The sequence below is a fragment of the Flagellimonas sp. L-11 genome (assembly GCF_056857735.1).
The window spans coordinates 44,607-70,731 of sequence record NZ_JBSXNR010000029.1 but is presented as its reverse complement, the minus strand read 5'-3'; the positions used below and the strand labels follow the sequence as shown (position 1 = coordinate 70,731).

39 protein-coding genes are annotated in these 26,125 nt (G+C 41.2%); 1 reads left to right on the top strand and 38 read right to left on the bottom strand.

The window, feature by feature from the left end; translation table 11 throughout:
- Window positions 1–53: 53 nt before the first annotated feature.
- Both ctlX and AC13CC_RS03550 read right to left on the bottom strand, forming a co-directional pair.
- On the bottom strand, window positions 54–959 hold the full coding sequence (ctlX, locus tag AC13CC_RS03555) for a citrulline utilization hydrolase CtlX (protein ID WP_482876213.1): 906 nt from the start codon (window positions 957–959) through the stop codon (window positions 54–56).
- Between the two features lie 78 nt (window positions 960–1,037).
- The gene (locus AC13CC_RS03550) at window positions 1,038–1,952 is read right to left on the bottom strand and encodes a dimethylarginine dimethylaminohydrolase family protein (RefSeq protein WP_326278796.1); all 915 of its coding nucleotides are present in this window, start codon (window positions 1,950–1,952) and stop codon (window positions 1,038–1,040) included.
- Between the two features lie 359 nt (window positions 1,953–2,311).
- Between AC13CC_RS03550 and AC13CC_RS03545 the strand changes: the two genes are divergently transcribed.
- A complete protein-coding gene (locus AC13CC_RS03545; protein ID WP_326278795.1) occupies window positions 2,312–2,686 on the top strand; it encodes a hypothetical protein in 375 nt (124 codons plus the stop codon).
- Window positions 2,687–2,743: 57 nt separating this feature from the next.
- Here the strand turns inward: AC13CC_RS03545 and AC13CC_RS03540 are convergent, their stop codons facing one another.
- From AC13CC_RS03540 to rpsL, 36 genes are all read right to left on the bottom strand, one after another.
- The gene (locus AC13CC_RS03540) at window positions 2,744–4,027 is read right to left on the bottom strand and encodes a citrate synthase (protein WP_482876208.1); all 1,284 of its coding nucleotides are present in this window, start codon (window positions 4,025–4,027) and stop codon (window positions 2,744–2,746) included.
- 118 nt (window positions 4,028–4,145) lie between these two features.
- Window positions 4,146–5,684: a glycogen synthase gene (locus AC13CC_RS03535; RefSeq protein WP_482876207.1), complete on the bottom strand. Its 1,539-nt coding sequence runs from the start codon at window positions 5,682–5,684 to the stop codon at window positions 4,146–4,148.
- 117 nt (window positions 5,685–5,801) lie between these two features.
- On the bottom strand, window positions 5,802–7,094 hold the full coding sequence (gene eno, locus AC13CC_RS03530; RefSeq protein WP_326279090.1) for a phosphopyruvate hydratase: 1,293 nt from the start codon (window positions 7,092–7,094) through the stop codon (window positions 5,802–5,804).
- Window positions 7,095–7,362: 268 nt separating this feature from the next.
- Complete coding sequence (carA, locus tag AC13CC_RS03525; protein ID WP_482876206.1) at window positions 7,363–8,475, bottom strand: glutamine-hydrolyzing carbamoyl-phosphate synthase small subunit; 1,113 nt, start codon at window positions 8,473–8,475, stop codon at window positions 7,363–7,365.
- Between the two features lie 97 nt (window positions 8,476–8,572).
- A complete protein-coding gene (gene rplQ / locus AC13CC_RS03520; RefSeq protein WP_326279092.1) occupies window positions 8,573–9,079 on the bottom strand; it encodes a 50S ribosomal protein L17 in 507 nt (168 codons plus the stop codon).
- A 60-nt stretch (window positions 9,080–9,139) separates the two neighbouring features.
- The gene (locus tag AC13CC_RS03515; protein ID WP_293168741.1) at window positions 9,140–10,132 is read right to left on the bottom strand and encodes a DNA-directed RNA polymerase subunit alpha; all 993 of its coding nucleotides are present in this window, start codon (window positions 10,130–10,132) and stop codon (window positions 9,140–9,142) included.
- 21 nt (window positions 10,133–10,153) lie between these two features.
- Window positions 10,154–10,759 (bottom strand): 30S ribosomal protein S4, encoded by a 606-nt coding sequence (rpsD, locus tag AC13CC_RS03510; protein ID WP_163626133.1) that lies wholly within the window; start codon window positions 10,757–10,759, stop codon window positions 10,154–10,156.
- A 108-nt stretch (window positions 10,760–10,867) separates the two neighbouring features.
- A complete protein-coding gene (gene rpsK / locus AC13CC_RS03505; protein ID WP_014031989.1) occupies window positions 10,868–11,260 on the bottom strand; it encodes a 30S ribosomal protein S11 in 393 nt (130 codons plus the stop codon).
- A 12-nt stretch (window positions 11,261–11,272) separates the two neighbouring features.
- The gene (gene rpsM / locus AC13CC_RS03500; protein WP_014031990.1) at window positions 11,273–11,647 is read right to left on the bottom strand and encodes a 30S ribosomal protein S13; all 375 of its coding nucleotides are present in this window, start codon (window positions 11,645–11,647) and stop codon (window positions 11,273–11,275) included.
- Window positions 11,648–11,649: 2 nt separating this feature from the next.
- A complete protein-coding gene (gene ykgO / locus AC13CC_RS03495) occupies window positions 11,650–11,766 on the bottom strand; it encodes a type B 50S ribosomal protein L36 (protein WP_010519235.1) in 117 nt (38 codons plus the stop codon).
- Window positions 11,767–11,770: 4 nt separating this feature from the next.
- Window positions 11,771–11,986 carry a translation initiation factor IF-1 gene (infA, locus tag AC13CC_RS03490; protein ID WP_014031991.1) on the bottom strand — a complete coding sequence of 72 codons (216 nt, stop codon included), beginning with the start codon at window positions 11,984–11,986 and terminating at the stop codon, window positions 11,771–11,773.
- A gap of 3 nt (window positions 11,987–11,989) precedes the next feature.
- Window positions 11,990–13,333, bottom strand: coding sequence for a preprotein translocase subunit SecY (gene secY / locus AC13CC_RS03485; protein WP_326279093.1), 1,344 nt, complete (start codon window positions 13,331–13,333; stop codon window positions 11,990–11,992).
- Window positions 13,334–13,343: 10 nt separating this feature from the next.
- On the bottom strand, window positions 13,344–13,796 hold the full coding sequence (gene rplO / locus AC13CC_RS03480) for a 50S ribosomal protein L15 (protein ID WP_293168748.1): 453 nt from the start codon (window positions 13,794–13,796) through the stop codon (window positions 13,344–13,346).
- A 13-nt stretch (window positions 13,797–13,809) separates the two neighbouring features.
- On the bottom strand, window positions 13,810–13,989 hold the full coding sequence (gene rpmD / locus AC13CC_RS03475) for a 50S ribosomal protein L30 (RefSeq protein WP_163626136.1): 180 nt from the start codon (window positions 13,987–13,989) through the stop codon (window positions 13,810–13,812).
- A gap of 12 nt (window positions 13,990–14,001) precedes the next feature.
- Window positions 14,002–14,526, bottom strand: coding sequence for a 30S ribosomal protein S5 (rpsE, locus tag AC13CC_RS03470; RefSeq protein WP_163626137.1), 525 nt, complete (start codon window positions 14,524–14,526; stop codon window positions 14,002–14,004).
- A 6-nt stretch (window positions 14,527–14,532) separates the two neighbouring features.
- Window positions 14,533–14,886, bottom strand: a complete 354-nt coding sequence (rplR, locus tag AC13CC_RS03465; protein WP_163626138.1) for a 50S ribosomal protein L18 — start codon at window positions 14,884–14,886, stop codon at window positions 14,533–14,535.
- Window positions 14,887–14,897: 11 nt separating this feature from the next.
- The gene (gene rplF / locus AC13CC_RS03460) at window positions 14,898–15,440 is read right to left on the bottom strand and encodes a 50S ribosomal protein L6 (RefSeq protein WP_163626139.1); all 543 of its coding nucleotides are present in this window, start codon (window positions 15,438–15,440) and stop codon (window positions 14,898–14,900) included.
- A 19-nt stretch (window positions 15,441–15,459) separates the two neighbouring features.
- A complete protein-coding gene (rpsH, locus tag AC13CC_RS03455; RefSeq protein ID WP_163626140.1) occupies window positions 15,460–15,858 on the bottom strand; it encodes a 30S ribosomal protein S8 in 399 nt (132 codons plus the stop codon).
- Window positions 15,859–15,876: 18 nt separating this feature from the next.
- The gene (gene rpsN, locus AC13CC_RS03450) at window positions 15,877–16,146 is read right to left on the bottom strand and encodes a 30S ribosomal protein S14 (protein ID WP_207096771.1); all 270 of its coding nucleotides are present in this window, start codon (window positions 16,144–16,146) and stop codon (window positions 15,877–15,879) included.
- Window position 16,147: 1 nt separating this feature from the next.
- Entirely contained in the window at window positions 16,148–16,699 is a 552-nt protein-coding gene (rplE, locus tag AC13CC_RS03445) for a 50S ribosomal protein L5 (RefSeq protein ID WP_108246819.1), read from the bottom strand.
- Window positions 16,700–16,701: 2 nt separating this feature from the next.
- Window positions 16,702–17,013, bottom strand: a complete 312-nt coding sequence (gene rplX, locus AC13CC_RS03440) for a 50S ribosomal protein L24 (RefSeq protein ID WP_326279094.1) — start codon at window positions 17,011–17,013, stop codon at window positions 16,702–16,704.
- A gap of 16 nt (window positions 17,014–17,029) precedes the next feature.
- Entirely contained in the window at window positions 17,030–17,398 is a 369-nt protein-coding gene (rplN, locus tag AC13CC_RS03435; RefSeq protein ID WP_014032002.1) for a 50S ribosomal protein L14, read from the bottom strand.
- Between the two features lie 2 nt (window positions 17,399–17,400).
- Window positions 17,401–17,658 carry a 30S ribosomal protein S17 gene (rpsQ, locus tag AC13CC_RS03430; protein ID WP_014032003.1) on the bottom strand — a complete coding sequence of 86 codons (258 nt, stop codon included), beginning with the start codon at window positions 17,656–17,658 and terminating at the stop codon, window positions 17,401–17,403.
- Between the two features lie 13 nt (window positions 17,659–17,671).
- Entirely contained in the window at window positions 17,672–17,863 is a 192-nt protein-coding gene (gene rpmC, locus AC13CC_RS03425; RefSeq protein WP_014032004.1) for a 50S ribosomal protein L29, read from the bottom strand.
- 19 nt (window positions 17,864–17,882) lie between these two features.
- The gene (rplP, locus tag AC13CC_RS03420; protein WP_014032005.1) at window positions 17,883–18,302 is read right to left on the bottom strand and encodes a 50S ribosomal protein L16; all 420 of its coding nucleotides are present in this window, start codon (window positions 18,300–18,302) and stop codon (window positions 17,883–17,885) included.
- 19 nt (window positions 18,303–18,321) lie between these two features.
- Window positions 18,322–19,032, bottom strand: a complete 711-nt coding sequence (rpsC, locus tag AC13CC_RS03415) for a 30S ribosomal protein S3 (RefSeq protein WP_293168760.1) — start codon at window positions 19,030–19,032, stop codon at window positions 18,322–18,324.
- A 9-nt stretch (window positions 19,033–19,041) separates the two neighbouring features.
- Window positions 19,042–19,449, bottom strand: a complete 408-nt coding sequence (gene rplV, locus AC13CC_RS03410) for a 50S ribosomal protein L22 (protein WP_293168762.1) — start codon at window positions 19,447–19,449, stop codon at window positions 19,042–19,044.
- A gap of 7 nt (window positions 19,450–19,456) precedes the next feature.
- Entirely contained in the window at window positions 19,457–19,735 is a 279-nt protein-coding gene (gene rpsS / locus AC13CC_RS03405; protein ID WP_014032008.1) for a 30S ribosomal protein S19, read from the bottom strand.
- A gap of 11 nt (window positions 19,736–19,746) precedes the next feature.
- Window positions 19,747–20,571, bottom strand: coding sequence for a 50S ribosomal protein L2 (rplB, locus tag AC13CC_RS03400; RefSeq protein WP_326279095.1), 825 nt, complete (start codon window positions 20,569–20,571; stop codon window positions 19,747–19,749).
- 9 nt (window positions 20,572–20,580) lie between these two features.
- A complete protein-coding gene (rplW, locus tag AC13CC_RS03395) occupies window positions 20,581–20,871 on the bottom strand; it encodes a 50S ribosomal protein L23 (protein WP_293168768.1) in 291 nt (96 codons plus the stop codon).
- Window positions 20,872–20,878: 7 nt separating this feature from the next.
- On the bottom strand, window positions 20,879–21,508 hold the full coding sequence (rplD, locus tag AC13CC_RS03390) for a 50S ribosomal protein L4 (RefSeq protein ID WP_482876212.1): 630 nt from the start codon (window positions 21,506–21,508) through the stop codon (window positions 20,879–20,881).
- Complete coding sequence (gene rplC, locus AC13CC_RS03385) at window positions 21,508–22,131, bottom strand: 50S ribosomal protein L3 (RefSeq protein WP_293168769.1); 624 nt, start codon at window positions 22,129–22,131, stop codon at window positions 21,508–21,510. Before rplC ends, rplD begins: the two co-directional genes overlap by 1 nt.
- A 164-nt stretch (window positions 22,132–22,295) precedes the next feature.
- On the bottom strand, window positions 22,296–22,601 hold the full coding sequence (rpsJ, locus tag AC13CC_RS03380) for a 30S ribosomal protein S10 (RefSeq protein WP_014032013.1): 306 nt from the start codon (window positions 22,599–22,601) through the stop codon (window positions 22,296–22,298).
- A gap of 12 nt (window positions 22,602–22,613) precedes the next feature.
- A complete protein-coding gene (gene fusA, locus AC13CC_RS03375; protein WP_293168770.1) occupies window positions 22,614–24,740 on the bottom strand; it encodes an elongation factor G in 2,127 nt (708 codons plus the stop codon).
- A gap of 8 nt (window positions 24,741–24,748) precedes the next feature.
- Complete coding sequence (rpsG, locus tag AC13CC_RS03370; RefSeq protein WP_014032015.1) at window positions 24,749–25,225, bottom strand: 30S ribosomal protein S7; 477 nt, start codon at window positions 25,223–25,225, stop codon at window positions 24,749–24,751.
- Window positions 25,226–25,244: 19 nt separating this feature from the next.
- Window positions 25,245–25,619: a 30S ribosomal protein S12 gene (rpsL, locus tag AC13CC_RS03365; protein WP_014032016.1), complete on the bottom strand. Its 375-nt coding sequence runs from the start codon at window positions 25,617–25,619 to the stop codon at window positions 25,245–25,247.
- Between the last annotated feature and the right edge of the window lie 506 nt (window positions 25,620–26,125).

The window sequence follows — 26,125 nt, the reverse complement described above, 5'->3', positions numbered from 1 at the left end:
TTCGTGCAAATATATAATCTGACAACTCCCTAAAGTCAACTCAAGGAAATAGTTCAAATCTTTGGCAAGAATACTTCCGCCATCATACAACGGGCACTACCGCCTCCGCAAGTTTCAATAGTATCCAAAGGACTATGAATGATTGGGCAATGCTTTTCAATAGCTTTGATCTGTTCATTGGTCAGACTGTTGTAAGCCTGAGTGCTCATCACCATATAACGCTGATCGTTAGCCCCGATTACCTGAAGCATGTTACCTGCAAAGTGACACATTTGTTCCTCGGAAATGTTAATGACTTCTTTGCCGTCCATTTTAATATGGTTGACCACATTTTTCCTTTCTTTTTTATCGTCTATGGAATCGAGACAGATAACCACAAATGTCTCCGCCATGGCCATCATTACGTTGGTATGATAAATAGGCAATCGTTCACCTTCAACGGTTTGGTTAGCATGGAAAATAACAGGGAAGCAATCAAAATCTTCGCAAAATTCAATAAAAAGATCTTCATGGGCGCGTTCGGAAAGGGCACAATACGCTTTTTGGTTGACCCTATCCAATAAAACACTGCCTGTTCCTTCCAAAAATACCCCCTCATCCTCAGCAGCCGTATAATCCATAATATTGCTGATGGCAAAACCGTTTTCCTCCAACAACTCAAAAACATCTTCTCTGCGTTCTTTTTTACGGTTTTCGGCAAACATGGGGTACACACAAACAATCCCGTTCTCGTGAAAAGAAACCCAGTTGTTCGGAAAAATGGAATCCGGTGTGTCGCGCTCCATATCATCGTTTATGGTAATCACGTTAACACCATGTTCCCGAAGAATCTTTACAAACTGGTCGAACTCTTGTTGCGCTTTTTTATTGATTTCAACATTTTTAAGATGTGGATCTTCCTGAAAATAATTGTTGACAGCGGTTTGCTCGTTCATCCTAAAGTTTACGGGACGCACCATAAGAATGGTGTTTGTAATCTGCTTTCTCAATGCTTTTACTGTTTTGGTTATACCTGTGGCAGCAGGATGGTTTAAAAATTATACTCTTATTAAAGGCATGGTGCTACAACGCAAAAGGCCTTCTTGCTTGGCGATTTCTGCATAGGGAATCTCTTCAACGGTGAATCCTTGGTCTCGAAGCCAATTGTTAAGTCGGGTAAAACTCTTTTCCGAAACTACCACCTCGGGCGATATGGAAAAAACATTGCTGAACATTTGGTACATTTCTTCTTTATCGATCTCAAAGATATTCTCTGGCCCAAAGAAATCTACCAAATACTGATATTCCTGTTCTACCAAGAATCCATTTTTATGCAAAATGGCTTTGTCCTTGCCCACGGGTTGAAAACAACAATCCAAATGCAGTGCATTCTCCTTGGGGTCGGTATTGGATTTTCTGAGTTCAAAGGATTTTATGGTTTTATGGGGAAACATATCCCTAATAAATTCTACTGCTTCCCTATTGGTCCGTGCTGTAATATAACTTGCGTAGTCTGCGCCTGAATAGGTTCCGATAAAAATATGGTCGTTCCAGGGCATTACATCACCTCCTTCTATATGTACTTCTTCTGGTGGACGAATTATCTTTTTGGGATCTATTTTATCCATTACATTACGAATGGCCACAAATTCACGCTCCCTATCGGGCAAAATATTGGCATGAAACAGTTTATCCTCTATAACAAAGGCAATATCTCTTGCGAATATCTGGTTACAATCCTTAAGTACTTCCGGTCTATAAACATCCACCCCATATTTATGGAAAACTCGGGCAAAGCCTTCCATTTCTTTAACCATATCCGCTTCTTTGGGATAAGTTCCCGCCTTAATATGCTCTATGGATTTAGGGTCGTAAGCCTCATCAATAGTAGGTATAGGTCCGCTACTTTGGGCCGTTCCCAAAATAACGGCTCTTAGTTTACTGGTCTCATCAACAATGTTCAATTCTATCATACACGATTCATTTATGGCCAAAAAACCGGCCGTAGAAAGTGATAAGGATAATCCTTGGAATATGGTAGCAAATCTAGTGTTTTACTACAATTTCCTCCTTGTTAAATAATAAAATTACCTACTTTAATTAAGGTTTTACATTATAGAAACAAAGGAATATAATTTTAAATCAATGATTTGTATATCAAATGATTAAAATGAAAATAAAATTCAAGAAACTGACTTTGATCAGGTTTTTGTTCGCATTAATTATTACATTTGCAATAAGATTTTTCTTACATATGAAAAAATTGCTATTTACATCAGTTCTACTAGCTTCAGTGTTCATTACATTGAGCGGGATGAATGCGTTTCAAAAAATGGAAGATTTTAACTTTAATTCCAAAGAACAGATGGAATCTGTTTACGCTGTAAAATATGATGATTGTATCACGGAGAGTGATTTTCCTGGAGGTTCCCTACCTATAAATCGGGATAACGATCAAGATGTAGATTGGAATATGATGAAGGTAGACCAATCCATTAACAAATATCGTAAATCTTTAGAGTCGACTTTGAAGAATTTAAGTACTGTGGATGCACATGATTTTATTCATCAAACATTTCATAAGGCGAAAAGTTCCATGGAAAATGACAATACTTCTGATATACAGAAACATTACTTTAGAGGTATTATGCAAATATGCTATGACAAAGACAAGGATTTAAATCAAAATAGCGTAACCGTACTATAGTTCCCCCACAAAAAAAGGGGCGAATATCGCCCCTTTTTATTCTTTTCGTCCCAAATCTTATCTTTTTTCCAACGGAACAAAGCTTCTGAGTTTTTCCCCGATATAAACTTGTCTTGGTCTTCCAATGGGCTCTTTTCTAAGTCTCATTTCTCTCCATTGCGCAATCCATCCTGGCAATCTGCCAAGAGCGAACATTACGGTAAACATTTCTGTGGGTATACCCAAAGCTCGGTAAATAATTCCTGAGTAGAAATCCACATTGGGGTATAGTTTTCTATCTACAAAGTAGCTGTCTTCCAAAGCTTCTTTTTCCAATCCTTTGGCGATGTCCAAAATAGGGTCTTCAATACCTAGGTTGCCCAATACTTCGTCAGCTGATTTTTTAATGATCTTGGCTCTTGGATCAAAGTTTTTGTAAACACGGTGTCCAAAGCCCATTAATCTGAATGGATCATTCTTGTCCTTGGCCTTGGCCATATATTTTTTGGTATCACCTCCATCGGCTTCAATCGCCTCCAACATTTCCAAAACAGCCTGATTGGCACCTCCGTGCAGTGGTCCCCAAAGCGCGGAAATACCCGCGGAAAGTGAAGCAAAAAGTCCTGCATGTGAGGAACCAACAATACGTACAGTGGATGTAGAACAGTTTTGTTCGTGATCTGCATGCAAAATCAATAATTTGTCCAAGGCATCAATAGTAATCCTATCTCTCTTATACTCTTGGTTTGGCCTTTTAAACATCATTTTATGAATGTTCTCGACATAACCGAGGCTATCATCACCATAATCCAAAGGAAGTCCTTTTTTCTTGCGCATGGTCCAAGCCACCAATACCGGGAACTTTGCCAATATACGGACAATGGAGTTGTACATGGCCGATTCGGATGACACGTCTACACAAGATGGGTTGAAGGCCACCAATGCACTGGTCAACGAAGATAACACGCCCATTGGGTGTGCCGATTTTGGAAACCCGTCCAAAATCTTTTTCATTTCTTCATCCACCTGCGACTCTTCTTTAATATCGCTATGGAATTTTTCCAGCTGTTCCTTGTTTGGCAGTTCACCAAAAATCAAAAGGTAGGCTACTTCCAAAAAGTCGGCTTTCTCGGCTAAATCTTCAATTGAATATCCTCGATACCTCAAGATTCCCTGCTCGCCGTTTAGGAAGGTAATGGCACTTTCACACGACCCGGTATTTTTGTAACCGGGATCTATAGTCACCATTCCTGTTGAGGCCCTCAAGGTTTTAATATCTATGGCCAATTCATCTTCAGTACCTTTGATAACGGGGAATTCATACCTTTTCCCCCCATATTCGAGTATAGCTTTATCCGACATTTTATTTTTTAATAGATTAGTAAAAATAGAAAGCGGAAAATACGAAAAAGCGCAACCATTAACAATTTCCAGCTGCTATTTGTGTTGATATTAACGCGAAAATATTATAGAAATTTACTTAATCCAACTTGTAAAGTAGTTTGTAATATTGATCAACGGATTTCTCCCATGTGAAGCGCTTTTTTCTTGCCGCGGCCTGTATTTTTTTCCAGGTTGGCTTATCATTTTCAAACACATCCAGAGCTACATCCAAAGCTTCCAACATGTTTTTTATTTTTTCATCGTAACTGTCCCCATCAAAGGCAAAACCAGTTTTCATATGCTCCACCGTATCCTTCAACCCCCCTGTATGGTGTACCAAACAAGGATTGCCATTTCGCATGGCCAACATTTGACTAATGCCGCAGGGTTCAAAAAGACTGGGCATAAAATATAGGTCGGACTCCAGATACATGGAATCGATGAGCTTTTCCGACTGGCCATTGGTGAAAACAAAGTTCTTGTGTTCGTAGCTCAGTTTTCTGAAGAGTCCCTCATACTCCGGTGCTCCGGTTCCCAATAGCATAAATATACCATCGACTCGCTCCAACTTTTTCAAAATTTCCACAAAGGCTTCTGGGGAACGCATAAAAAAATAAAACTTTTGCTCCGTTAATCGAGCAACGCTGGATGCAATGAATTTTGGTCGCTTTTCCACAAAATCCATGATTTTTTCTCCGGTGTGCGCCAAAAAATCGGCTTTGTACTTTTTGGATTCTTCCTGCAACCACATAAACAAGGCCTTAACAGTATTCCTGTATATATTGCCTTTCTTCTCTTTGTTGATGTTCTTGTAGTTACATCCATTTAAAATACCGAACAAGCGTCCTTCTTGGTCCGCGCTTTGTAAATCTTTTTCCAATCCCTCACCTCCAATAAATTCCGGAGGCGAACTTGGCAACAGCACATCTTCTTTATATGATGGTGAAACAGTGTGCACGGCATCGGCAAAACGGATGCCTACTGCCATTAGGTTAATACAATCTTGATAGCGGTAATCCATCAATTTTTGATAATCCAAGGGCACGTTGGGAAACCAGTTTTTTAAGGATGAGTAGTTTCCCCCAAACGGGCGTATGCCCTGAATGGCCAAATTATGAATGCTATATACAATTCGTATATCCTTTAGGTTGCTGTATTCCGAGTGATACTCCCTTAAAAACAACAACAAACTGGAGTGCCAGTCGTGCAGGTGTACCATATCTACATCTCCAAAAGCGCCTTGCTTAACGGCCTCGGCCACCGCCGTACAAAAAATAAAATACTTAATGGCATCGGTATAGAAAGGTTCCTCTGGATCGTTATGGTATATGTGTGCAATATCCCCGGCCTCAATTTCTGGATGATGCAGTACATAATGGAAAATATTTGGGAACTCCTTTTTAGGTTTCACCTCATATAATTCTGCTGTGTAGCTTAAGCCCCGTAGCGTAAAGTTTAAGGTAGTTCTGGGCAATCCTCCATGATGCAGTCTTGAATAGGCCGGGACCACAACATGCACCTTGTCTCCCCGATCCGAAATTTGTCTGGGCACATCCCGAACCACGTCGCCCATACCGCCCGCTTTACAATTTTCCAAAGCATCATTTTCGGCAGCAACAAAAAGAAAGTTATTCATGCGGGAGAATTTAAGGTAGTTTAGTGAACCATTAAGTTAACCAAACTTTGTTATTGAAACAAAAAAAAGCCTTTCCCATTTGAGAAAGGCTTTTTGTATGCTAAATAATGATTATGCTTATTTTACCTTAAAAGCTTTTTCTTGAGGGTAGTAAGCAATATCGCCCAACTCTTCCTCAATTCTCAACAATTGGTTGTACTTGGCCATACGGTCACTTCTTGAAGCGGAACCTGTTTTGATTTGACCTGTGTTCAATGCCACTGCCAAATCGGCGATGGTATTGTCCTCGGTTTCACCTGACCTGTGAGACATTACAGATGTATAACCAGCATTTTTTGCCATGTTTACGGCTGCTATGGTCTCTGTTAATGTTCCGATTTGGTTCACTTTGATTAAAATGGAGTTGGCAATGCCGTTTTCAATGCCACGAGACAAACGCTCAACATTGGTTACGAACAAGTCATCCCCCACCAATTGAACTTTGTCCCCGATTTTTTCGGTCAACACTTTCCAACCGTCCCAATCGTTTTCGTCCATTCCATCCTCAATGGAAATAATTGGATATTTATCACAAAGGTCGGCAAGATACTGTGCTTGCTCCTCGGAAGTTCTAACTACACCCTTACTACCTTCAAATTTTGTATAATCGTAAGCACCGTCAACATAAAACTCAGCGGCGGCACAATCCAATGCAATCATTATATCGTCGCCCAATTTGTAGCCTGCTTTTTCAACAGCTTTTGCAATGGTATCCAAAGCATCTTCAGTACCGCCTTCCAAGGTTGGTGCAAAACCACCCTCATCGCCTACGGCGGTACTTAAACCACGGTCGTGCAGTACTTTTTTAAGGTTATGGAAAATCTCCGTTCCCATTTGCATCGCGTGGCTAAAGTTTTTTGCTTTAACTGGCATTACCATAAACTCTTGGAATGCAATGGGCGCATCGGAGTGCGAACCTCCATTGATTATGTTCATCATGGGAACTGGAAGGGTGTTGGCACTAACACCACCTACGTAACGGTATAATGGCATGCCCAACTCGTTGGCCGCTGCTTTTGCTACTGCCAAGGAGACGCCCAATATGGCGTTGGCTCCCAATTTTGATTTGTTCGGAGTACCATCCAATTCGATCATAGCTTGATCGATGTAATTCTGCTCAAAAACAGAAGTTCCGATCAATTCCTCTGCAATAATGGTATTAACGTTGTTCACGGCTTTACCAACTCCTTTGCCCATAAAGGAATCGCCACCATCGCGTAACTCAACGGCTTCATGCTCTCCAGTAGAGGCTCCGGAAGGTACAGCTGCCCTTCCCATAATTCCATTTTCGGTTACTACATCTACTTCTACTGTTGGATTTCCTCTGGAATCCAATATCTGTCTTGCATGAATGTTGATAATGATGCTCATTTTAATTCAATGTTTTTAGTTGTGATTATTGGGCTAAGATACAAAAGGTAGCGTTTTTTACTCCATGATATTACGCACAAAACATACTTAATTGCTTAAAAACAAAACTATAACGTTTTAGAGCTTGTTAAGAAATTTGTCAATTGTTTTCTTATGACCCTTTTTGCGCATTTTTTCGTTACATTTTTGAACCGTAACCACGGCTAGGTTTAAAAATTGTGCTTCAAACTGCATCAAAAAGGGCCTGTGAAAATTCCTGAACAAACTCTTAGTTTTTCCTAGCCTTGATCAAATCGAAGAACTGGTCGAACAGATAATCTGCATCGTGTGGACCTGGACTTGCTTCTGGGTGATATTGTACCGAGAATACATCCTTGTTCTTCATTTTGATACCTGCCACCGTTTGATCGTTCAAATGGGTGTGGGTAATCTCCAATTCAGCGTTTGCTTCGGTCTCTTCCCTATTTACCGCAAATCCATGGTTTTGAGAGGTGATTTCCCCTTTTCCTGTCATCAAGTTTAGAATTGGGTGGTTTATTCCTCTGTGCCCGTTGTGCATTTTATAGGTGGAAACGCCATTGGCCAAAGCCAATACTTGATGTCCCAAGCAAATCCCGAACAAGGGCTTGTCGGAGGCAATTATTTCTTTGGTGGCTGCCACGGCATCGGTTAAAGGTTCTGGGTCACCAGGTCCGTTGGAGATAAAGTATCCGTCCGGGTTCCATTCCTTCATTTTACTGTAAGATGTATTATATGGGAATACTTTGATATAAGCTCCACGTTTTGCCAGGTTTCTCAAGATGTTCTTTTTGATACCGATATCCAAAGCAGAAATTTTGATTTCTGCATTTTCATCTCCATAGAAATATGGTTCTTTTGTGGATACTTTGGATGAAAGCTCCAAGCCTTCCATACTTGGCACTTGTCTCAACTCCTCTTTCAACGTGTCAATATCGTCCACTTTTGTGGAGATCAATGCGTTCATGGCACCATTGTCCCTTATATAGCTCACCAAAGCACGGGTATCCACATCGGAAATGGCCAACAGGTTGTTCTTGTCCAAGAATTCCAAAAGACTCATTTTGGCATCTGGTCTTGAATATTCGTAACTGAAATTTTTACAGATTAGACCTGCAATCTTTATAGAATCGGATTCCACTTCATCTTCGTGGGCACCATAGTTTCCAATGTGTGCATTGGTGGTCACCATCAATTGCCCATAGTAAGATGGGTCTGTGAAAATTTCCTGATAGCCAGTCATTCCGGTATTGAAACATACTTCCCCTACCGCGGTACCTTCTCTTCCCCCAACGGCCTTTCCATAAAAAATGGTTCCGTCCGCTAACAAAATCAACGCTTTTTTCTTTGTGTGATACTTCATTTTGTGCTCTAGTTTCAGTTAAGATAAAAAAACATAAAAAAAGGATAAGTTTTCACTTATCCTTTTTCCTAAAATATAATAGTTAATATCATTCTTCTTATTCTTCAGAATCGTCAGTTTTAGTTTCGGCTGCAGGAGCTGGTGTTTCAGCTTTTTTGGCGCCTCCGCCTCCTCTTCTACTTCTTCTGGTCGATTTCTTTTTCGGCTTACCTGCGTTGTAAAGCTCGTTGAAATCTACCAACTCTATCATTGCCATATCAGCGTTATCACCCAAACGGTTACCCAATTTAATGATTCTTGTGTAACCTCCTGGTCTGTCACCTACTTTTTCGGCAACGGTGCTGAACAATTCTGTTACAGCCTCTTTGCTTCGCAAGTTACTGAAAACAACCCTTCTGTTGTGCGTACCTTTTTCGGTAGTCTGGTTGTTCTCAATCTTTGCTTTGGTGATCAAAGGCTCTATAAACTGTTTCAACGCCTTGGCTTTTGCAACAGTGGTGTTGATTCTTTTATGCTCAATTAGGGAACTTCCCATATTGGCCAACATGGCTTTTCTGTGGGCGGCTGTTCTACCTAAATGATTAAACTTCTTTCCGTGTCTCATTGTTCTAAGTTATCATCTTGCTACCAAATCCCAAGCAATCAGGAGAGCAAAATATGATTATTAATCTTTATCTAATTTGTATTTGGAAAGGTCCATACCAAATTGCAGGCCTTTGTTGATTACCAATTCTTCCAATTCGGTCAATGATTTTTTACCGAAGTTTCTGAACTTCATCAAGTCGTTTTTGTTGAAGGAAACCAAATCTCCCAAAGTATCCACCTCGGCAGCCTTAAGACAGTTCAAAGCCCTTACGGACAAGTCCATGTCGACCAACTTGGTCTTTAACAACTGACGCATATGCAATGATTCCTCATCGTATGTCTCGGTCTGGGCAATTTCATCAGCCTCAAGGGTGATACGCTCATCGGAGAACAACATAAAGTGGTGAATCAATACTTTAGCGGCCTCGGTCAAGGCATCTTTTGGGTGAATGGAACCATCGGTGATGATTTCGAAAATCAATTTTTCGTAATCGGTCTTTTGTTCTACCCTAAAGTTCTCGATGCTGTACTTTACATTCTTTACAGGAGTGTAAACAGAATCAACCGCAATGCTACCAAGTGGTGCATTGGATTTTTTGTTTTCCTCGGCAGGAACATAACCACGACCTTTTTCGATAACGATCTCCATGTTGATGCTCACTTTGGGATCCATGTTGCAGATTACCAAATCTGGGTTCAACACTTGATATCCCGAAATAAATTTTTGGAAATCACCAGCGGTCATTTGCTCTTTTCCGCTCACGGAAATTGATACAGTTTCGCTCTCAACATCATCAATCTGTCTTTTGAACCTAACTTGTTTTAGGTTCAGAATAATTTCCGTAACGTCTTCAACAACGCCTGGTATAACAGAAAATTCATGTTCAACTCCATCTATGCGCACAGAAGTGATGGCGAAACCTTCCAAAGAGGAAAGTAAAACCCTTCTCAGCGCATTCCCAACTGTTAATCCATAACCAGGTTCCAAAGGGCGAAATTCAAATTTCCCTTCGAAATCTGTTGAATCGATCATTATAACTTTATCGGGCTTCTGAAAATTAAGTAATGCCATAATTGGATTAATGTTGAATTCTTATTTAGAGTATAATTCGACGATCAGCTGCTCCTTGATGTTCTCAGGGATCTGAAGTCTTTCTGGGACGGCAACAAATGTACCTTCTTTCTTTTCAGAGTTCCATGTAATCCATTCGTAAACACTGCTATTGTTAGCCAACGAGTCTACAATGGATTGTACGGATTTTGATTTTTCCCTAACACCAACAACATCTCCTGCTTTTAGTGAATAGGATGGAATGTTTACAACCTCTCCGTTTACGGTAATATGACGGTGCGACACCAATTGACGTGCTCCTCTTCTTGATGGGGAAATTCCCATTCTGTAAACCACGTTGTCCAAACGGGATTCGCACAATTGAAGCAATATTTCACCGGTAACACCCTCTTTTCTTTTGGCTTCACCAAAAAGGTTACGGAATTGCTTCTCCAAAATACCGTAAGTGTATTTTGCCTTTTGCTTCTCCATCAACTGGATTGCATATTCAGACTTTTTACCACGACGTCTGTTGTTACCGTGTTGTCCTGGAGGGTAATTTTTCTTTTCGAATGACTTATCGTCTCCGAAAATCGCTTCTCCAAACTTTCTAGCGATCTTTGTTTTTGGTCCTGTATATCTTGCCATCTTCTTTTAGTTTGAAGGTGCGATTATGAATTAAGGCTTATCCTTCGATAATCTAACTGCACCTTCGGGTGAAGACCCTTTTTAGGGGCCGTTATCTATTAATGATTATTAAACTCTTCTTCTTTTTGGCGGTCTGCAACCGTTGTGCGGAAGTGGAGTAACATCTACGATCTCTGTTACCTCGATTCCTGAGTTGTGGATGGAACGAATAGCAGATTCCCTACCGTTACCTGGTCCTTTTACGTACACCTTTACTTTTCTCAGTCCTGCTTCGTGGGCAACTTTGGCGCAATCCTCTGCTGCTATCTGAGCTGCGTAGGGGGTGTTCTTTTTAGAGCCTCGGAATCCCATTTTTCCAGCGGAAGACCATGAAATAACATCACCTTTCTTATTGGTAAGGGAAATAATGATGTTGTTGAAAGATGCAACAACGTGCGCCTCTCCGGTAGATTCTACGACTACTTTGCGCTTTTTAGCTGTTTTAGTACTTGCCTTTGCCATACTACCTACTTATTATTTAGTTGCTTTTTTCTTGTTGGCAACTGTTTTTCTTTTTCCTTTTCTGGTCCTAGAGTTGTTCTTGGTGCGTTGACCTCTTAATGGCAATCCAGATCTGTGACGAATTCCACGGTAACAACCAATATCCATCAAACGTTTGATGTTCATTGAGGTTTCTGAGCGAAGTTCACCTTCAATTGTGTAAGCTCCAACAGCTTCCCTAATTTTACCGATTTCATCATCGGTCCAATCGGAAACCTTGGTATCTTCACTTACTTGGGCTGCTGCCAAAATTTCTTGCGCCCTACTTTTACCTATACCGAAGATGTAGGTAAGCGAAATAACGCCACGCTTTTGTTTAGGTATATCTACCCCTGCAATTCTTGCCATAATTACCCTTGTCTTTGTTTAAATCTAGGATTCTTTTTGTTGATTACGTACAATCTGCCCTTTCTGCGAACAATCTTGCAGTCGGCACTTCTCTTTTTTATTGATGCTCTTACTTTCATGTAACTAGTATCTATAAGTAATTCTTGCTTTTGTTAAATCGTATGGACTCATCTCCAACTTTACCTTATCTCCAGGAAGTAGCTTAATGTAGTGCATACGCATTTTCCCGGAAATGTGCGCCGTTACCACGTGCCCATTTTCTAATTCTACCCTGAACATTGCATTAGACAATGCTTCAATAATAGTCCCGTCTTGTTCTATTGCTGGCTGCTTTGCCATAAATTATGCTACTTTTCTGTTTTTTCCGGTTTTCATTAAGCCATCGTAATGTCTGTTCAACAAATAAGAATTTACTTGCTGTACAGTATCTATTGCTACACCAACCATGATCAATAGTGATGTACCTCCATAAAACAATGCCCATCCGGCCTGTACGTCCATCAATTTTACAACAACTGCGGGCAACACGGCCAACAGTGCCAAAAAGATGGAACCAGGTAAGGTAATCAAGGACATTATTTTGTCCAAATAATTTCCGGTTTCCTTTCCAGGACGTATACCTGGGATGAACCCGCCACTTCTCTTTAAATCATCGGCCATTTTGTTGGTGGGCACGGTGATCGCTGTATAGAAGTAGGTGAATATAATAATCAATACTGCAAATAGGATGTTGTAAGCCAATCCAAAAATATCGGCGAACTGTACTTCCATCCACTGACCTGCAGCGGTATCGTTAAATGTTCTACCAATCAAACTTGGTGCAAACATAATTGCCTGTGCAAAAATAATGGGCATTACACCAGATGCATTCAACTTAAGCGGAATGTACTGACGTGCTCCCATAACATTCTTTTCGTATCCACCAGAAGCTGTTCTTCTTGCGTACTGTACCGGAATTTGTCTAACTGCCATTGTTAGGTAAACACTAGCCAAGATTACCAAGAACCAAACTATAACCTCAATCAGCATGAACATGATTCCTCCTGTATTGTTGGTAGTTCTTGAAACAAATTCTTGCGCAAATGCCTGTGGCAATGTTGCAATGATTCCCACCATAATCAACAGGGAGATACCGTTTCCGATTCCCTTGTCGGTGATTTTCTCACCCAACCACATGGCGAATACACATCCTGTAACCAATATAATAACAGCTGGAACGATAAAATCCAAACCTTTACCCAAAACAAAAGCACTATCTGGCACACCTAAGGCACCAAGACCGTACAAGTAGGCGGGCGCTTGGACAATACAGATACCAATGGTTAACCAACGGGTTATCTGGTTGATGGTTTTTCTACCACTTTCGCCTTCTTTTTGTAGTTTTTGAAGATAAGGAATGGCTATTCCCATCAACTGTACTACAATGGAGGCGGAGATATAGGGCATAATACCCAAAGCGAAGACCGAGGCATTCGCAAAAGCACCACCCGTAAAAGCATTAAGAATTCCCAAGATACCGTTCTCGGTGTTCGAGGATAATTCCGCCAATTGGGCAGTATCAATACCAGGAAGAACAACTTGAGCTCCAAATCGGTAAACCAATAATAGTCCCAATGTAAGGATGATACGCTGTCTCAGTTCATCAATCTTCCAGATATTTGATATGGTCTCAATAAATTTCTTCATGCTATATGTCTTATAAACTTATTGCTTCACCTCCTGCTGACTCGATGGCAGCTTTTGCGGAAGCAGTAAATTTATGTACCGATACTTTAAGGGATGCCTTTAATTCGCCATCACCCAAAATCTTTACCAAGTCGTTTTTGTGGGCCAAACCGTTTTCAATAAGTGTTTCCAAGGTAACCTCTTTTTTCACGGCACCCTTGTCCACCAATTCCTGAAGTCTGCCCAAATTGATTCCTGTGTACTCTTTTCTGTTCATGTTGGTGAAACCGAACTTGGGTACACGTCTTTGCAATGGCATCTGCCCCCCTTCAAAACCAATCTTTTTGGAATATCCAGATCTAGACTTGGCTCCTTTGTGTCCACGGGTAGAAGTGCCCCCTTTTCCGGAACCCTCTCCTCGTCCTACACGTTTTCCTTCTTTGTGCACAGCGCCATCCGCTGGTTTTAGATTATTCAAATCCATGTGCCTTTATATTTTAAGCTTCCTCTGTGGAAACCAAGTGTTTTACCTTATTTACCATTCCAAGGATACTAGGAGTTGCTTCGTGCTCAACTACCTGTCCGATCTTATGCAATCCAAGAGCCTCCAAAGTTCTTTTTTGGTTCTGTGGCTTTTTGATGCCGCTCTTTACTTGTTTAACTTTAATCTTTGACATGTTATCCTCTATTTATCCTTTAAAGACTTTTTCCAAAGAAACTCCTCTTTGCTTTGCAACGGTGTCAGCACTTCTCAATTGCAACAGGGCATCAAAAGTAGCTTTTACCACGTTGTGCGGGTTGGAAGATCCTTGCGATTTAGACAATACATCCTGTACCCCAACAGCTTCCAATACGGCTCTTACAGCTCCACCGGCGATTACCCCGGTACCGTGCGATGCAGGCTTGATATAAACACGTGCACCACCGTATTTTCCTTTTTGCTCGTGAGGAAGTGTTCCTTTGTTCAATGGAATACGAACCAAGTTCTTTTTGGCATCCTCGATAGCTTTGGCGATAGCTGTGGCAACCTCTTTGGATTTTCCCAAACCATGTCCAACAACTCCGTTTTCATCACCAACAACAACTATGGCCGAAAAACCAAAGGCTCTACCCCCTTTTGTTACCTTGGTAACACGTTGTACTCCAACCAATCGGTCTTTCAACTCCAGTCCACCTGGCTTTACTATTTCTACGTTTTTGTATTTCTGGTACATAGTTTATTAGAATTTTAGTCCTGCTTCCCTAGCTCCTTCAGCCAATGATTTTATTCTTCCGTGATATAGGTTTCCTCCCCTATCAAAAGCAACGGCTTCAACACCAAGCTTAAGAGCTTTTTCAGCTATGGCCTTACCCACGTTGGTCGCAACCTCGGACTTTGTTCCTTTGGAGTCCACATCCTTATCTCTGGATGAGGCTGCCGCCAAAGTTACACCTTTATCGTCGTCAATCAACTGGGCATATATTTCTTTATTGCTTCTGAATACAGACAACCTTGGTCTTGCTTCAGTTCCGAAGGATACTTTTCGTATTCTTCTTCGGATGCGTAATTTTCTTTCAGTCTTAGATAATCCCATAGTCTTAATTATTAAGCTGATTTACCTGCTTTTCTTCTTAATTGCTCACCTACAAACTTCACACCTTTTCCTTTGTAAGGCTCCGGCTTACGGAAACCTCTGATTTTAGCGGCTACCTGACCCACCAATTGTTTGTCGTGAGATGTTAGTTTTACGATAGGGTTCTTCCCTTTTTCGGAGATGGTCTCGATTTTTACTTCGGGAGCGATGTCCAGAACAATGTTGTGGGAGAACCCTAGGGCCAAATCCAATTTTTGTCCTTGATTGCTGGCCCTGTAACCAACACCTACAAGTTCCAATTCCTTTGTCCATCCATTGGTCACACCTTCTACCATATTATTGATAAGAGCGCGGTATAACCCATGCTTTGATTTGTGTTTATTGTCATCGGAAGGTCTTTCCAAAACAACGCTTCCGTCCTCGACTTTAATGTCAATCCCTGAAAACTCTTGGGTAAGTTCTCCCAATTTACCTTTTACAGTAACAACGGAATCTTTCACTTCTATAGTGACTCCATCAGGAATTTTAACTGGACTGTTACCTATTCTTGACATTTTTCTTCTCTTTTCTCAATTAATATACGTAGCACAATACCTCGCCACCTACGTTCTCTTGCTGGGCCTGCTTACTCGTCATTACCCCATGAGAAGTAGAAACGATAGCGATTCCCAAACCATTCAGTACTCTAGGCAAATCGTTAGAGTTTGAATACTTGCGCAGACCGGGCTTACTTACCCGCTGCAATTTTTTAATGATAGGCTCCTTGGTAAATTTATCGTACTTAAGGGCGATTTTGATGTTCCCTTGTACTTTGTCTTCCTCGAATTTATAACTCAAAATATATCCTTGATCGAACAATATTTTGGTAATCTGTCTTTTTAGATTGGAACCGGGGATATCTACAACCCTATGACCTGCCTTACTGGCATTTCTCAATCTGGTCAAATAATCTGAAATTGGATCTGTAAGCATTTCTTTTCTTTATCTAAATTACCAACTTGCCTTTTTAACTCCCGGAATCAAACCCTTATTGGCCATTTCCCTGAACATTACCCTGGATACTCCAAAAGTTCTCATGTACCCGCGAGGTCTACCGGTCAACTTGCAACGGTTTCTCATGCGAACAGGAGAAGCGTTCTTTGGCAACTTCTGTAAAGCCTCATAATCTCCCGCTTCTTTTAGAGCCTTTCTTTTTTCGGCGTATTTTTCTACCATTTTAGCCCTTTTTCTTTCACGGGCTTTCATTGATTCCTTGGCCATACTAGTTCTTTTTAAAGGGTACTCCCAGTTCGGTTAACAATGATTTTGCTTCTTTATCAGTTTCAGCAGAAGTAACAAACGTGATGTCCATTCCGTTGATTCTGTTGATTCTGTCTATATTGATTTCCGGAAAGATGATTTGTTCGGTAACTCCCAAATTGTAGTTTCCCCTACCATCGAATCCTGTAGCCTTTACTCCAGAGAAATCACGCACCCTAGGAAGGGCACTGGTAATCAATCTATCCAAAAATTCGTACATGCGCTCTCCTCTAAGAGTCACTTTTGCACCAATCGGCATTCCTTTTCTCAATTTGAACGTAGCAACGTCTTTCTTGGAAAGGGTAGCGACCGCTTTTTGACCTGTAATGTTGGTCAGTTCGTCAACAGCATGATCAATCAGCTTTTTGTCCGAAACAGCGGCTCCGACTCCACGGCTAACCACTATTTTTTGCAACTTAGGAACTTGCATTACGTTTTTGTAACCAAATTCTTCCGTTAGCGCTTTGATCACGCGCTCCTTATATTCTTGCTTTAATCTTGGAATGTAACTCATGACTAAATTACTTCATTGGATTTTTTGGAAAACCTTACTTTCTTTCCGTCCCTTACTTCATATCCAACACGAGTTGTCTCGCCAGACTTTGGATCGATTAAGGAAAGATTGGAAATATGTATCGGAGCTTCCTTTTTTGTTATGCCTCCTTGAGGGTTGTTCGCACTTGGCTTTTCGTGTTTGGACACCTCGTTGACGCCTTCCACAATAGCTTTGTTCTTTTCACGGTCTACTTTAAGCACTTTACCTTCGCTGCCTTTGTGGTCTCCCGCAATGACTTTTACCGTGTCCCCTGTTTTTATTTTCAACTTCATCTCTCTGATATTTCTTTTATAGCACTTCAGGCGCCAATGAAACAATCTTCATGAATTGTCTGTCCCTCAACTCTCTGGCAACAGGACCAAATACACGTGTTCCCCTCATCTCCCCGGTCGGGTTCAACAACACACATGCGTTGTCGTCGAAACGGATGTAAGAACCATCTGGTCTTCTTACTTCTTTCTTGGTCCTAACAACAACCGCTGTAGAAACAGAACCTTTCTTTACAGTACCGTTTGGAGTAGCCTCTTTTACGGTAACTACAATTTTGTCACCCAAAGATGCGTATCTTCTCTTTGTTCCTCCTAGTACGCGGATGGTCAAAACTTCTTTTGCACCGGTATTGTCCGCAACCCTTAATCTTGATTCTTGCTGTACCATAATTATTTAGCTCTTTCTAGGATTTCTACCAACCTCCAGCACTTTGTTTTGCTCAATGGTCGTGTTTCCATTATTTTAACGGTATCACCTTCGTTGCAATCGTTCTTTTCGTCGTGGGCAACATACTTCTTGGTCTTCAGAACGAATTTCCCGTACATGGGGTGCTTCACTCGTTTTACCTCAGAAACCACTATCGATTTCTCCATTTTGTTGCTGGTAACAACGCCTATTCTTTCTTTTCTTAAATTTCTGTTTTCCATAAGGCAGAACCGATTATTGTAATTCCCTTTTAGTTAATTCAGTTGCAAGTCTTGCTACCGTCCTTCTCGTCTTTCTGATCTGTAAAGGATTTTCCAAAGGAGTAACAGCGTGCGCCATTTTAAGATCAGCGTGTTGCTTTTTGAACTCGGCCAATCGCTCCTTTAGCTCTTCAATTGAAAGTTCTTTTATTTCTGATTGTCTCATCTTTCTTCTCAATTAAAAATTAGGCGGAATAATCCCTAGCCACAATAAACTTGGTTTTAACCGGTAGCTTTTGCGCTGCTAGCCTTAAAGCTTCCTTAGCAACATCCATGGGTACACCACCGACCTCGAACATGATTCTACCAGGTTTTACCACGGCTACCCAATATTCTGGAGCACCTTTACCTTTACCCATACGAACCTCAAGAGGTTTTTTGGTGATAGGCTTGTCCGGGAATATTTTGATCCACAACTGACCTTGTCTTTTCATGTATCTTGTCGCAGCGATACGTGCAGCCTCTATTTGACGGGAAGTGATGAAGTGCGAATCCATGGACTTGATACCGAACATTCCATTGGAAAGCTGGTGTCCTCTCTGGGAATTCCCCTTCATACGCCCTTTCTGGGCCTTACGAAATTTTGTTCTTTTTGGCTGTAACATTTTACCTTACTTTATCTTATTACTTTCTACGACGGGATTTCTTGTTATCCTTGCCGCCTTTTCCTTGACTCTTGCTCAATCCTACCAATGGGGAAAGCTCTCTTTTACCGTAAACCTCTCCTTTCATGATCCACACCTTTATACCCAATCTACCATAGGTAGTGTGAGCTTCGTGCAAGGCATAGTCCACATCTGCACGGAAAGTAGACAATGGAATTCTTCCCTCTTTATAAGATTCTGAACGTGCCATCTCAGCACCGTTCAAACGTCCGGAAATCTGAATCTTGATTCCTTCGGCATTCATACGCATTGCTGCTGCAATGGCCATTTTGATGGCTCTTCTGTATGAAATCCTGCTTTCAATCTGTCTTGCGACACTTGCAGCTACCAAATTTGCGTCAAGCTCAGGTCTCTTAATCTCGTGAATATTGATCTGAACCTCTTTGTTGGTAATTTTCTTAAGCTCCTCCTTAAGCTTGTCCACCTCTTGCCCACCTTTACCGATAATGATACCAGGCCTTGACGTGGTAATGGTAATGGTGATCAATTTCAAGGTTCGCTCTATAATAACTCTAGATACGCTAGCTTTCGCCAAACGCGCATAGAGGTACTTTCTGATTTTATCGTCTTCAGCCAGTTTATCGCCGTAATCATTTCCTCCGTACCAGTTGGATTCCCATCCCCTGATAATTCCTAAGCGATTTCCTATTGGATTGGTCTTCTGTCCCATATTATTCTTCTAGCTTTGAACGTTGTTATTGGCCTCCAAAATCATAGTAACATGATTGGAACGCTTTCTGATTCTATGTGCTCTACCTTGTGGAGCTGGTCTCAATCTCTTCAACATACTTCCTCCATCTACACGGATTTCCTTGATGTAAAGATCAGCTGCCTCAATATCCGCACCCTCATTTTTAGCTTCCCAGTTAGCGATTGCAGAGAGCAAAAGCTTTTCCAGTTTTCTGGATGCTTCTTTTGGGTTGAACCTTAGGGTAGCCAATGCCATCTCAATTTGCTTACCTCTTACCAAGTCAGCGACCAAACGCATTTTTCTTGGAGAAGTCGGGCAATTGTTAAGCTTTGCAATAGCAAGTTGCTTTTTCTCTTCTTTTAACCTTTCGGCCATTTGTCTTTTACGAACTCCCATAGCTTACTTACTTTTTACCTTTGTTTTTAGCTCCTGCATGACCCCTAAAAGATCTTGTAGGTGAAAATTCCCCTAATTTGTGACCTACCATATTTTCAGTTACAAATACGGGAACAAATTGTCTACCGTTATGAACCGCGATGGTTTGCCCAACAAAGTCCGGCGTTATCATTGAGGCTCTTGACCATGTTTTGATAACTGATTTCTTACCTGATTCTATATTGGCCTGGACTTTCTTTTCCAGACTAAAATGAACGTATGGTCCTTTTTTTAACGAACGTGCCATTTACTTTTCTTTTATTTCTTTCTACGTTCTATGATATATCTATTGGTGTCCTTAGTTCTAGAACGTGTTCTAAATCCTTTTGCAGGAATACCGTTCCTAGATCTTGGATGACCTCCTGAAGCTCTACCTTCACCACCACCCATTGGGTGATCAACAGGGTTCATAGCTACTGGTCTAGTTCTTGGTCTTCTGCCCAACCATCTGCTTCTACCCGCTTTACCGGATACCAACAATTGGTGGTCAGAGTTGGATACCGCCCCTATAGTGGCCAAACACGTAGCCAAAACCATTCTTGTTTCACCAGAAGGCAATTTCAAGGTCACGAACTTACCATCTTTCGCCATCAACTGGGCAAAAGTTCCAGCACTACGCGCCATAATAGCACCTTGACCGGGTCTCAATTCTATACAAGACACAACAGTACCCAATGGAATCTCACCCAATGGGAGTGCATTTCCAATTTCTGGAGCAGATCCAGTTCCAGACTTGATTGTCTGACCTACCTGCAGTCCGTTTTGGGCAACTACATACCTTTTTTCACCATCCTTGTATTCCACCAAGGCGATAAATGCAGTTCTATTGGGGTCGTACTGAATAGAAACAACAGTTGCCTCTACCCCTTGTTTATCCCTTTTGAAATCGATGATTCGATATCTTCTTTTATGGCCACCACCTTTATGGCGCATGGTCATCTTTCCTTGACTGTTCCTACCGCCCGTCTTTTTGATCGGAGCAAGCAAGCTTTTCTCCGGCTTATCAGTAGTAATCGCGTCAAATCCGTTTACTACTCTAAAACGCTGACCAGGGGTTATCGGTTTTAATTTTCTAACTGACATTTCTCGTCTTTATAGATTACTGTAAAAATCAATAATATCACCTTCAGCCACATCAACGATCGCCTTTTTGATTGCATTCGTCTTACCGTGCTGAATTCCGGTTTTTGTATAACGACTCTTACGCGATGGACCATAGTTCATGGTTCTCACCTTTTCAACAGAAACACCATAAGTAGCCTCTACCGCTTCTTTGATTTCCAACTTGTTAGCGGTTGGATTTACAAAGAATCCGTAGCGATTGAAAAGCTCGCTATCAGCGGTCATTTTTTCCGTAATGATCGGTTTTATCAACACACTCATGATACTTTTATTTCTTTAGGTTCGATTCAATTCTTTCCAAAGCGCTTTCCGTCAATACTAAACTTGTTGCGTTAACAATTTTGTAAGTATTTAATTCTGAGCCTGTTACAACCTCGGAACGCTCCAAATTACGCGACGACAAATATACGTTATTATTTGAATCGCCCAACACAATAAGAGACTTTTTATTTTCTATTCCCAAGGAAGACAAGAAATTAACGAAGTCCTTTGTTTTTGGAGCTTCAAAACTGAAGTCTTCCACAACCACTATCGATTGTTCTTTGGACTTTATGCTCAAGGCCGATTTTCTGGCCAATCGCTTCATGTTCTTGTTCAACTTTTGGGTATAATCCTTTGGTCTTGGACCAAAGATTCTACCACCACCTCTAAATATTGGTGATTTAATGCTACCGGCCCTTGCGGTACCCGTACCTTTTTGTTTTTTGATCTTTCTGGTACTACCAGCGATTTCCGCTCTTTCTTTAGCCTTATGTGTCCCTTGTCTCTGATGGGCCAAGTACTGCTTTACATCCAAATAAATAGCGTGCTCATTAGGCTCTATAGCGAAAACATCGTCGGAAAGCTCTACTTTCCTACCTGTCTCTTTTCCCTTGATATCTAAAACTACTACCTTCATCATTTCCACCTTTGAATTGTTACGTAAGCATTTTTATGACCTGGAACACACCCTTTAACTACCAAAAGATTTTTCTCAGGAACCACTTTCAATACTTTTAAGTTTTGCACGGTAACTCTGTCACCGCCCATTCTACCGGCCATTCGCATACCTTTCACAACTTTGGAAGGGTAAGATGCAGCACCGATGGAACCAGGAGCTCTCAATCTGTTGTGCTGGCCGTGGGTCGCCTGTCCAACTCCTCCAAAACCATGACGTTTTACAACACCTTGGAATCCTTTTCCTTTTGATGTACCTACCACATCAACAAATTCTCCTTCTACAAATAGATCAACACCTACAGTGTCCCCCAATTTGTATTCACCTTCAAACCCTTGGAACTCAACGACTTTCTTTTTGGGAGAAGTACCTGCTTTTTTGTAGTGACCTGTTTCGGCCTTATTAGCACGTTTTTCTGCCTTGTCATCGAAACCTAGTTGAAGGGCTCTGTACCCGTCTACCTCTTCGGTTCTGACTTGGGTAACCACGCATGGCCCAGCTTCCAATACGGTACATGGAACGTTCTTTCCATTCTCGTCGAAAATGCTGGTCATACCGATTTTCTTACCTATTAACCCAGACATATTTAATTAATTAACAATTATTTACTTTTTATAACTCTTGCCAACTTCTTGGCAAAAAAATTGGGTCAAGAAAATATTCTGTTCTGACCCAGATTTTTTTCTTTCACCGTTTTTCCCGAACCATCGTTTGGGACATGTTGCTCCCGCCTAGGGCAGAAACATTATCAGACTTTGATCTCAACCTCCACGCCACTTGGAAGTTCCAACTTCATAAGGGCATCGATGGTTTTTGATGAAGAGCTGTAAATATCCAATAATCTCTTGTAAGAGCTCAATTGGAACTGCTCTCTCGATTTTTTGTTCACGTGGGGTGAACGCAAAACCGTAAATATCTTTTTGCGTGTTGGCAATGGAATTGGTCCAGTCACCACAGCACCTGTTGTTTTTACTGTCTTAACGATCTTCTCAGCAGATTTGTCCACCAAATTGTGATCGTAAGATTTCAATTTTATTCTAATTTTTTGACTCATCTTGCTGAAAAATTAAGCGGTTACTCCTTTAGCTGCTTTGATTACTTCTTCCGCGATATTGGAAGGCGTATCTGCATAGTGTGAAAATTCCATTGTGGATGTTGCCCTACCTGAAGACAATGTCCTCAAGGAAGTAACATAACCAAACATTTCCGATAGCGGCACTTCAGCCTTGATAACCTTGGCACCTGCTCTATCCGACATACTGTTTACTTGCCCCCTTCTACGGTTCAAGTCACCAACAATGTCACCCATGTTTTCTTCTGGAGTAAGTACCTCCAACTTCATAATTGGCTCCATAATCACTGCTTTCGCTTTTTTGGCAGCAACCTTGTAACCCAATTTTGCAGCAAGTTCGAAAGAAAGCTGGTCGGAATCCACAGGGTGGAAAGAACCATCTTTAAGGGTAATTTTCATGGAATCCATTTCGAATCCGGCCAAAGGACCATTTTTCATGGCCTCTTTGAATCCTTTCTCAACGGATGGGATAAATTCCTTGGGAATATTACCACCTTTGATTACGTTAACAAACTCCAGTCCGGACTTACCTTCTTCAGCTGGCTCCATAGTAAATACGATATCGGCAAATTTACCACGACCACCGGTCTGCTTTTTGTATGTTTCTCTGTGATCGGCCGTTCCGGTAATAGCTTCTTTGTACTCTACCTGGGGTTGACCCTGGTTAACATCTACCTTAAACTCACGCTTTAAACGATCACAAATAATATCCAAGTGAAGCTCACCCATACCAGAAATAATGGTCTGACCGGATGCTTCGTCTGTTTTTACCTGGAAGGTTGGATCCTCTTCGGCCAATTTAGCCAAAGCCATACCCAATTTATCAACATCAGCTTTAGTTTTTGGCTCTACCGCGATACCGATTACCGGCTCTGGGAATTGCATACTTTCCAAAACAATTGGATGTTTTTCATCAGAAAGGGTATCCCCAGTCTTAATATCTTTAAAACCAACTGCCGCACCAATATCCCCTGCTTCGATAAAGTCAATTGCATTTTGCTTATTGGAGTGCATTTGGTAGATACGAGAAATACGCTCTTTATTACCTGAACGGTTGTTCAAAATATAAGAACCTGCGTCCAAACGACCAGAATATGCCCTAAAGAATGCCAAACGACCTACGAAAGGATCGGTTGCAATCTTAAATGCAAGAGCGGCAAATGGTTCTTTTGGATCGGGTTTTCTTCTTTCTTCTTTCTCCGTATCTGGATTGATACCTACGATATCATCTTTATCCAAAGGTGATGGCAAGTAACGGCAAACTGCATCCAACAAAAATTGTACCCCTTTATTTTTAAAGGAAGAACCACAAATCATTGGAATAATAGCCCTGTCCATAACAGCAGCGCGCAAAGCGGCGTGCACCTCATCTTCAGTGATGGAATCTTCGTCTTCGAAGAATTTTTCCATCAACTCTTCATCATATTCTGCAACAGCTTCGATTAGGGCAGCTCGGTACTCCTTAACTTCAGCCTTCATCTCTTCAGGAATATCAACCACATCAAAGGTAGAACCGAAGTTATCCTCGTGCCATACAACAGCCCTGTTCTTGGCCAAGTCAACAATACCTCTAAAGTCTGCTTCGTCACCTATTGGCAATACAATTGGCACCGCATTGGAACCTAACATCTCACGAACCTGCTTACACACGTTCAAGAAGTTGGAGCCTTGACGGTCCATTTTGTTCACGAAACCGATTCTTGGCACTTTATAGTTATCGGCCAATCTCCAGTTGGTTTCGGACTGTGGCTCAACACCATCAACAGCACTGAACAAGAACACCAATCCATCCAACACACGAAGTGAACGGTTTACTTCAACCGTAAAGTCAACGTGTCCGGGAGTGTCAATAATATTAAAGTGGTAATCTTTTGTGTCAGGTAACGGTTGTGCATTCTCCATTGGAAACTTCCATGTACAAGTGGTAGCCGCAGAGGTAATGGTAATACCACGCTCTTGCTCTTGCTCCATCCAGTCCATGGTTGCGGCACCATCGTGCACTTCACCAATTTTATGACTCACACCTGTATAGAAAAGAATACGTTCTGTAGTAGTTGTCTTTCCAGCATCAATGTGAGCTGCAATACCTATATTCCTTGTATATTTTAAATCTCTTCCCATTGTATTGATTAGAATCTAAAGTGCGAGAATGCTTTATTGGCCTCGGCCATTTTATGTGTGTCTACTCTTTTCTTCACTGCTGCACCTTCTTCCTTGGCCGCCGCCAAAATCTCAGCAGCCAGTTTCTGTGCCATTGATTTCTCGTTACGCTTTCTTGAAAAGCTGATCAACCATTTCATGGCAGTGGAAATTTTCCTATCTGGACGAATCTGCATAGGAATCTGGAATGTTGCACCACCCACTCTTCTACTACGAACTTCTACGTGCGGCATAACATTTGAAAGGGCATCCTTCCACAGCTCCAATCCTGTTTTCTCTTCGTCAGTGTTCTTTTCGTCAACAATTTCAATTGCATCATAAAAAATCTTGAATGCAACTGATTTTTTACCGTCCCACATCATCATGTTCACGAAACGTGTAACAAGTTGATCGTTAAATTTTGGATCCGGTAATAACGGTCTCTTTTTTGCCTGTTTTTTTCTCATCGCTTCTTCTTAAAAATGATTAATTTTTAGGACGCTTTGCACCATACTTAGATCGTCGTTGCGTTCTTCCCGCAACACCTGCGGTATCCAATGCTCCACGAACGATATGATATCGCACACCAGGCAAATCCTTTACTCTCCCGCCTCTTACCAATACTATCGAGTGCTCTTGGAGATTGTGACCTTCACCAGGGATATATGCGTTCACCTCTTTACCATTGGTCAACCTCACCCTTGCAACTTTACGCATTGCAGAGTTTGGTTTTTTTGGCGTTGTAGTGTAAACACGTGTACAAACCCCTCTTCTTTGAGGACACGAATCCAAAGCAGCCGATTTACTCTTCTTGGTAATTGTGGCCCTTCCTTTTCGTACTAATTGTGAAATTGTTGGCATTAAATTTCTTTTAAAAACTAAATAACCCTCATTTTGAGGGCTGCAAATGTAGTAATTATTCCCAATAATTCAAATCCCCAGTAATTAAATTTCAAACAGAAGTAAAAAAATTCAAAACCAACACAGCGCAATACACCAAAAAGGACAAGAAAGGAAAAACAGAAGCATTGTATATCAAAGGATTATATATTAAGGTACCCATTGTGTATTTTGATGAAATTTGTCATTTTGAGCAGACTTCAAGGGAGCATGAGTGAAATTTGTATCGAGAAAAAGAATTTATATCCAAAAAGGTTTTCGATACGTTTTTTTGTTCATCAAAATTACCTGAGCCGGCACCTACAACTAAAGTTTTATGTTGAAAATGTACAATAGGTATTAACGTGTAAGGGCCAAAAGTAAAAATTCACATCTTCTTAACATAACCCCCAATCCACCAACCACCACACTAATCCCACTAAAACTTTCCAAAAAAAATCACTTATACGAACTGTACCTTTCATATA

What these genes read in the sequence shown, in the direction of transcription:
- ctlX (WP_482876213.1), bottom strand. Translation starts at nt 959, where the DNA reads ATGGTGCGTCCCGTAAACTTTAGGATGAACGAGCAAACCGCTGTCAAC.
- AC13CC_RS03550 (WP_326278796.1), bottom strand. Translation starts at nt 1,952, where the DNA reads ATGATAGAATTGAACATTGTTGATGAGACCAGTAAACTAAGAGCCGTT.
- AC13CC_RS03545 (WP_326278795.1), top strand. Translation starts at nt 2,312, where the DNA reads ATGGAAGATTTTAACTTTAATTCCAAAGAACAGATGGAATCTGTTTAC.
- AC13CC_RS03540 (WP_482876208.1), bottom strand. Translation starts at nt 4,027, where the DNA reads ATGTCGGATAAAGCTATACTCGAATATGGGGGGAAAAGGTATGAATTC.
- AC13CC_RS03535 (WP_482876207.1), bottom strand. Translation starts at nt 5,684, where the DNA reads ATGAATAACTTTCTTTTTGTTGCTGCCGAAAATGATGCTTTGGAAAAT.
- eno (WP_326279090.1), bottom strand. Translation starts at nt 7,094, where the DNA reads ATGAGCATCATTATCAACATTCATGCAAGACAGATATTGGATTCCAGA.
- carA (WP_482876206.1), bottom strand. Translation starts at nt 8,475, where the DNA reads ATGAAGTATCACACAAAGAAAAAAGCGTTGATTTTGTTAGCGGACGGA.
- rplQ (WP_326279092.1), bottom strand. Translation starts at nt 9,079, where the DNA reads ATGAGACACGGAAAGAAGTTTAATCATTTAGGTAGAACAGCCGCCCAC.
- AC13CC_RS03515 (WP_293168741.1), bottom strand. Translation starts at nt 10,132, where the DNA reads ATGGCATTACTTAATTTTCAGAAGCCCGATAAAGTTATAATGATCGAT.
- rpsD (WP_163626133.1), bottom strand. Translation starts at nt 10,759, where the DNA reads ATGGCAAGATATACAGGACCAAAAACAAAGATCGCTAGAAAGTTTGGA.
- rpsK (WP_014031989.1), bottom strand. Translation starts at nt 11,260, where the DNA reads ATGGCAAAGGCAAGTACTAAAACAGCTAAAAAGCGCAAAGTAGTCGTA.
- rpsM (WP_014031990.1), bottom strand. Translation starts at nt 11,647, where the DNA reads ATGGCAAGAATTGCAGGGGTAGATATACCTAAACAAAAGCGTGGCGTT.
- ykgO (WP_010519235.1), bottom strand. Translation starts at nt 11,766, where the DNA reads ATGAAAGTAAGAGCATCAATAAAAAAGAGAAGTGCCGACTGCAAGATT.
- infA (WP_014031991.1), bottom strand. Translation starts at nt 11,986, where the DNA reads ATGGCAAAGCAGCCAGCAATAGAACAAGACGGGACTATTATTGAAGCA.
- secY (WP_326279093.1), bottom strand. Translation starts at nt 13,333, where the DNA reads ATGAAGAAATTTATTGAGACCATATCAAATATCTGGAAGATTGATGAA.
- rplO (WP_293168748.1), bottom strand. Translation starts at nt 13,796, where the DNA reads ATGGATTTGAATAATCTAAAACCAGCGGATGGCGCTGTGCACAAAGAA.
- rpmD (WP_163626136.1), bottom strand. Translation starts at nt 13,989, where the DNA reads ATGTCAAAGATTAAAGTTAAACAAGTAAAGAGCGGCATCAAAAAGCCA.
- rpsE (WP_163626137.1), bottom strand. Translation starts at nt 14,526, where the DNA reads ATGTACCAGAAATACAAAAACGTAGAAATAGTAAAGCCAGGTGGACTG.
- rplR (WP_163626138.1), bottom strand. Translation starts at nt 14,886, where the DNA reads ATGGGATTATCTAAGACTGAAAGAAAATTACGCATCCGAAGAAGAATA.
- rplF (WP_163626139.1), bottom strand. Translation starts at nt 15,440, where the DNA reads ATGTCAAGAATAGGTAACAGTCCAGTTAAAATTCCTGATGGAGTCACT.
- rpsH (WP_163626140.1), bottom strand. Translation starts at nt 15,858, where the DNA reads ATGCTTACAGATCCAATTTCAGATTATTTGACCAGATTGAGAAATGCC.
- rpsN (WP_207096771.1), bottom strand. Translation starts at nt 16,146, where the DNA reads ATGGCCAAGGAATCAATGAAAGCCCGTGAAAGAAAAAGGGCTAAAATG.
- rplE (WP_108246819.1), bottom strand. Translation starts at nt 16,699, where the DNA reads ATGAGTTACATTCCAAGATTAAAGCAAGAATATAAGGAGCGCGTGATC.
- rplX (WP_326279094.1), bottom strand. Translation starts at nt 17,013, where the DNA reads ATGAAGTTGAAAATAAAAACAGGGGACACGGTAAAAGTCATTGCGGGA.
- rplN (WP_014032002.1), bottom strand. Translation starts at nt 17,398, where the DNA reads ATGGTACAGCAAGAATCAAGATTAAGGGTTGCGGACAATACCGGTGCA.
- rpsQ (WP_014032003.1), bottom strand. Translation starts at nt 17,658, where the DNA reads ATGGAAAACAGAAATTTAAGAAAAGAAAGAATAGGCGTTGTTACCAGC.
- rpmC (WP_014032004.1), bottom strand. Translation starts at nt 17,863, where the DNA reads ATGAGACAATCAGAAATAAAAGAACTTTCAATTGAAGAGCTAAAGGAG.
- rplP (WP_014032005.1), bottom strand. Translation starts at nt 18,302, where the DNA reads ATGTTACAGCCAAAAAGAACAAAATTTCGTAAGGCCCAGAAAGGGCGT.
- rpsC (WP_293168760.1), bottom strand. Translation starts at nt 19,032, where the DNA reads ATGGGACAGAAGACCAATCCAATAGGAAATCGCTTAGGAATTATCAGG.
- rplV (WP_293168762.1), bottom strand. Translation starts at nt 19,449, where the DNA reads ATGGGAGTTCGTAAAAGACAAATGGCCGAAAGGTTAAAAGAAGAGAAA.
- rpsS (WP_014032008.1), bottom strand. Translation starts at nt 19,735, where the DNA reads ATGGCACGTTCGTTAAAAAAAGGACCATACGTTCATTTTAGTCTGGAA.
- rplB (WP_326279095.1), bottom strand. Translation starts at nt 20,571, where the DNA reads ATGTCAGTTAGAAAATTAAAACCGATAACCCCTGGTCAGCGTTTTAGA.
- rplW (WP_293168768.1), bottom strand. Translation starts at nt 20,871, where the DNA reads ATGAGTGTGTTGATAAAACCGATCATTACGGAAAAAATGACCGCTGAT.
- rplD (WP_482876212.1), bottom strand. Translation starts at nt 21,508, where the DNA reads ATGAAGGTAGTAGTTTTAGATATCAAGGGAAAAGAGACAGGTAGGAAA.
- rplC (WP_293168769.1), bottom strand. Translation starts at nt 22,131, where the DNA reads ATGTCTGGGTTAATAGGTAAGAAAATCGGTATGACCAGCATTTTCGAC.
- rpsJ (WP_014032013.1), bottom strand. Translation starts at nt 22,601, where the DNA reads ATGAGTCAAAAAATTAGAATAAAATTGAAATCTTACGATCACAATTTG.
- fusA (WP_293168770.1), bottom strand. Translation starts at nt 24,740, where the DNA reads ATGGGAAGAGATTTAAAATATACAAGGAATATAGGTATTGCAGCTCAC.
- rpsG (WP_014032015.1), bottom strand. Translation starts at nt 25,225, where the DNA reads ATGAGAAAAAAACAGGCAAAAAAGAGACCGTTATTACCGGATCCAAAA.
- rpsL (WP_014032016.1), bottom strand. Translation starts at nt 25,619, where the DNA reads ATGCCAACAATTTCACAATTAGTACGAAAAGGAAGGGCCACAATTACC.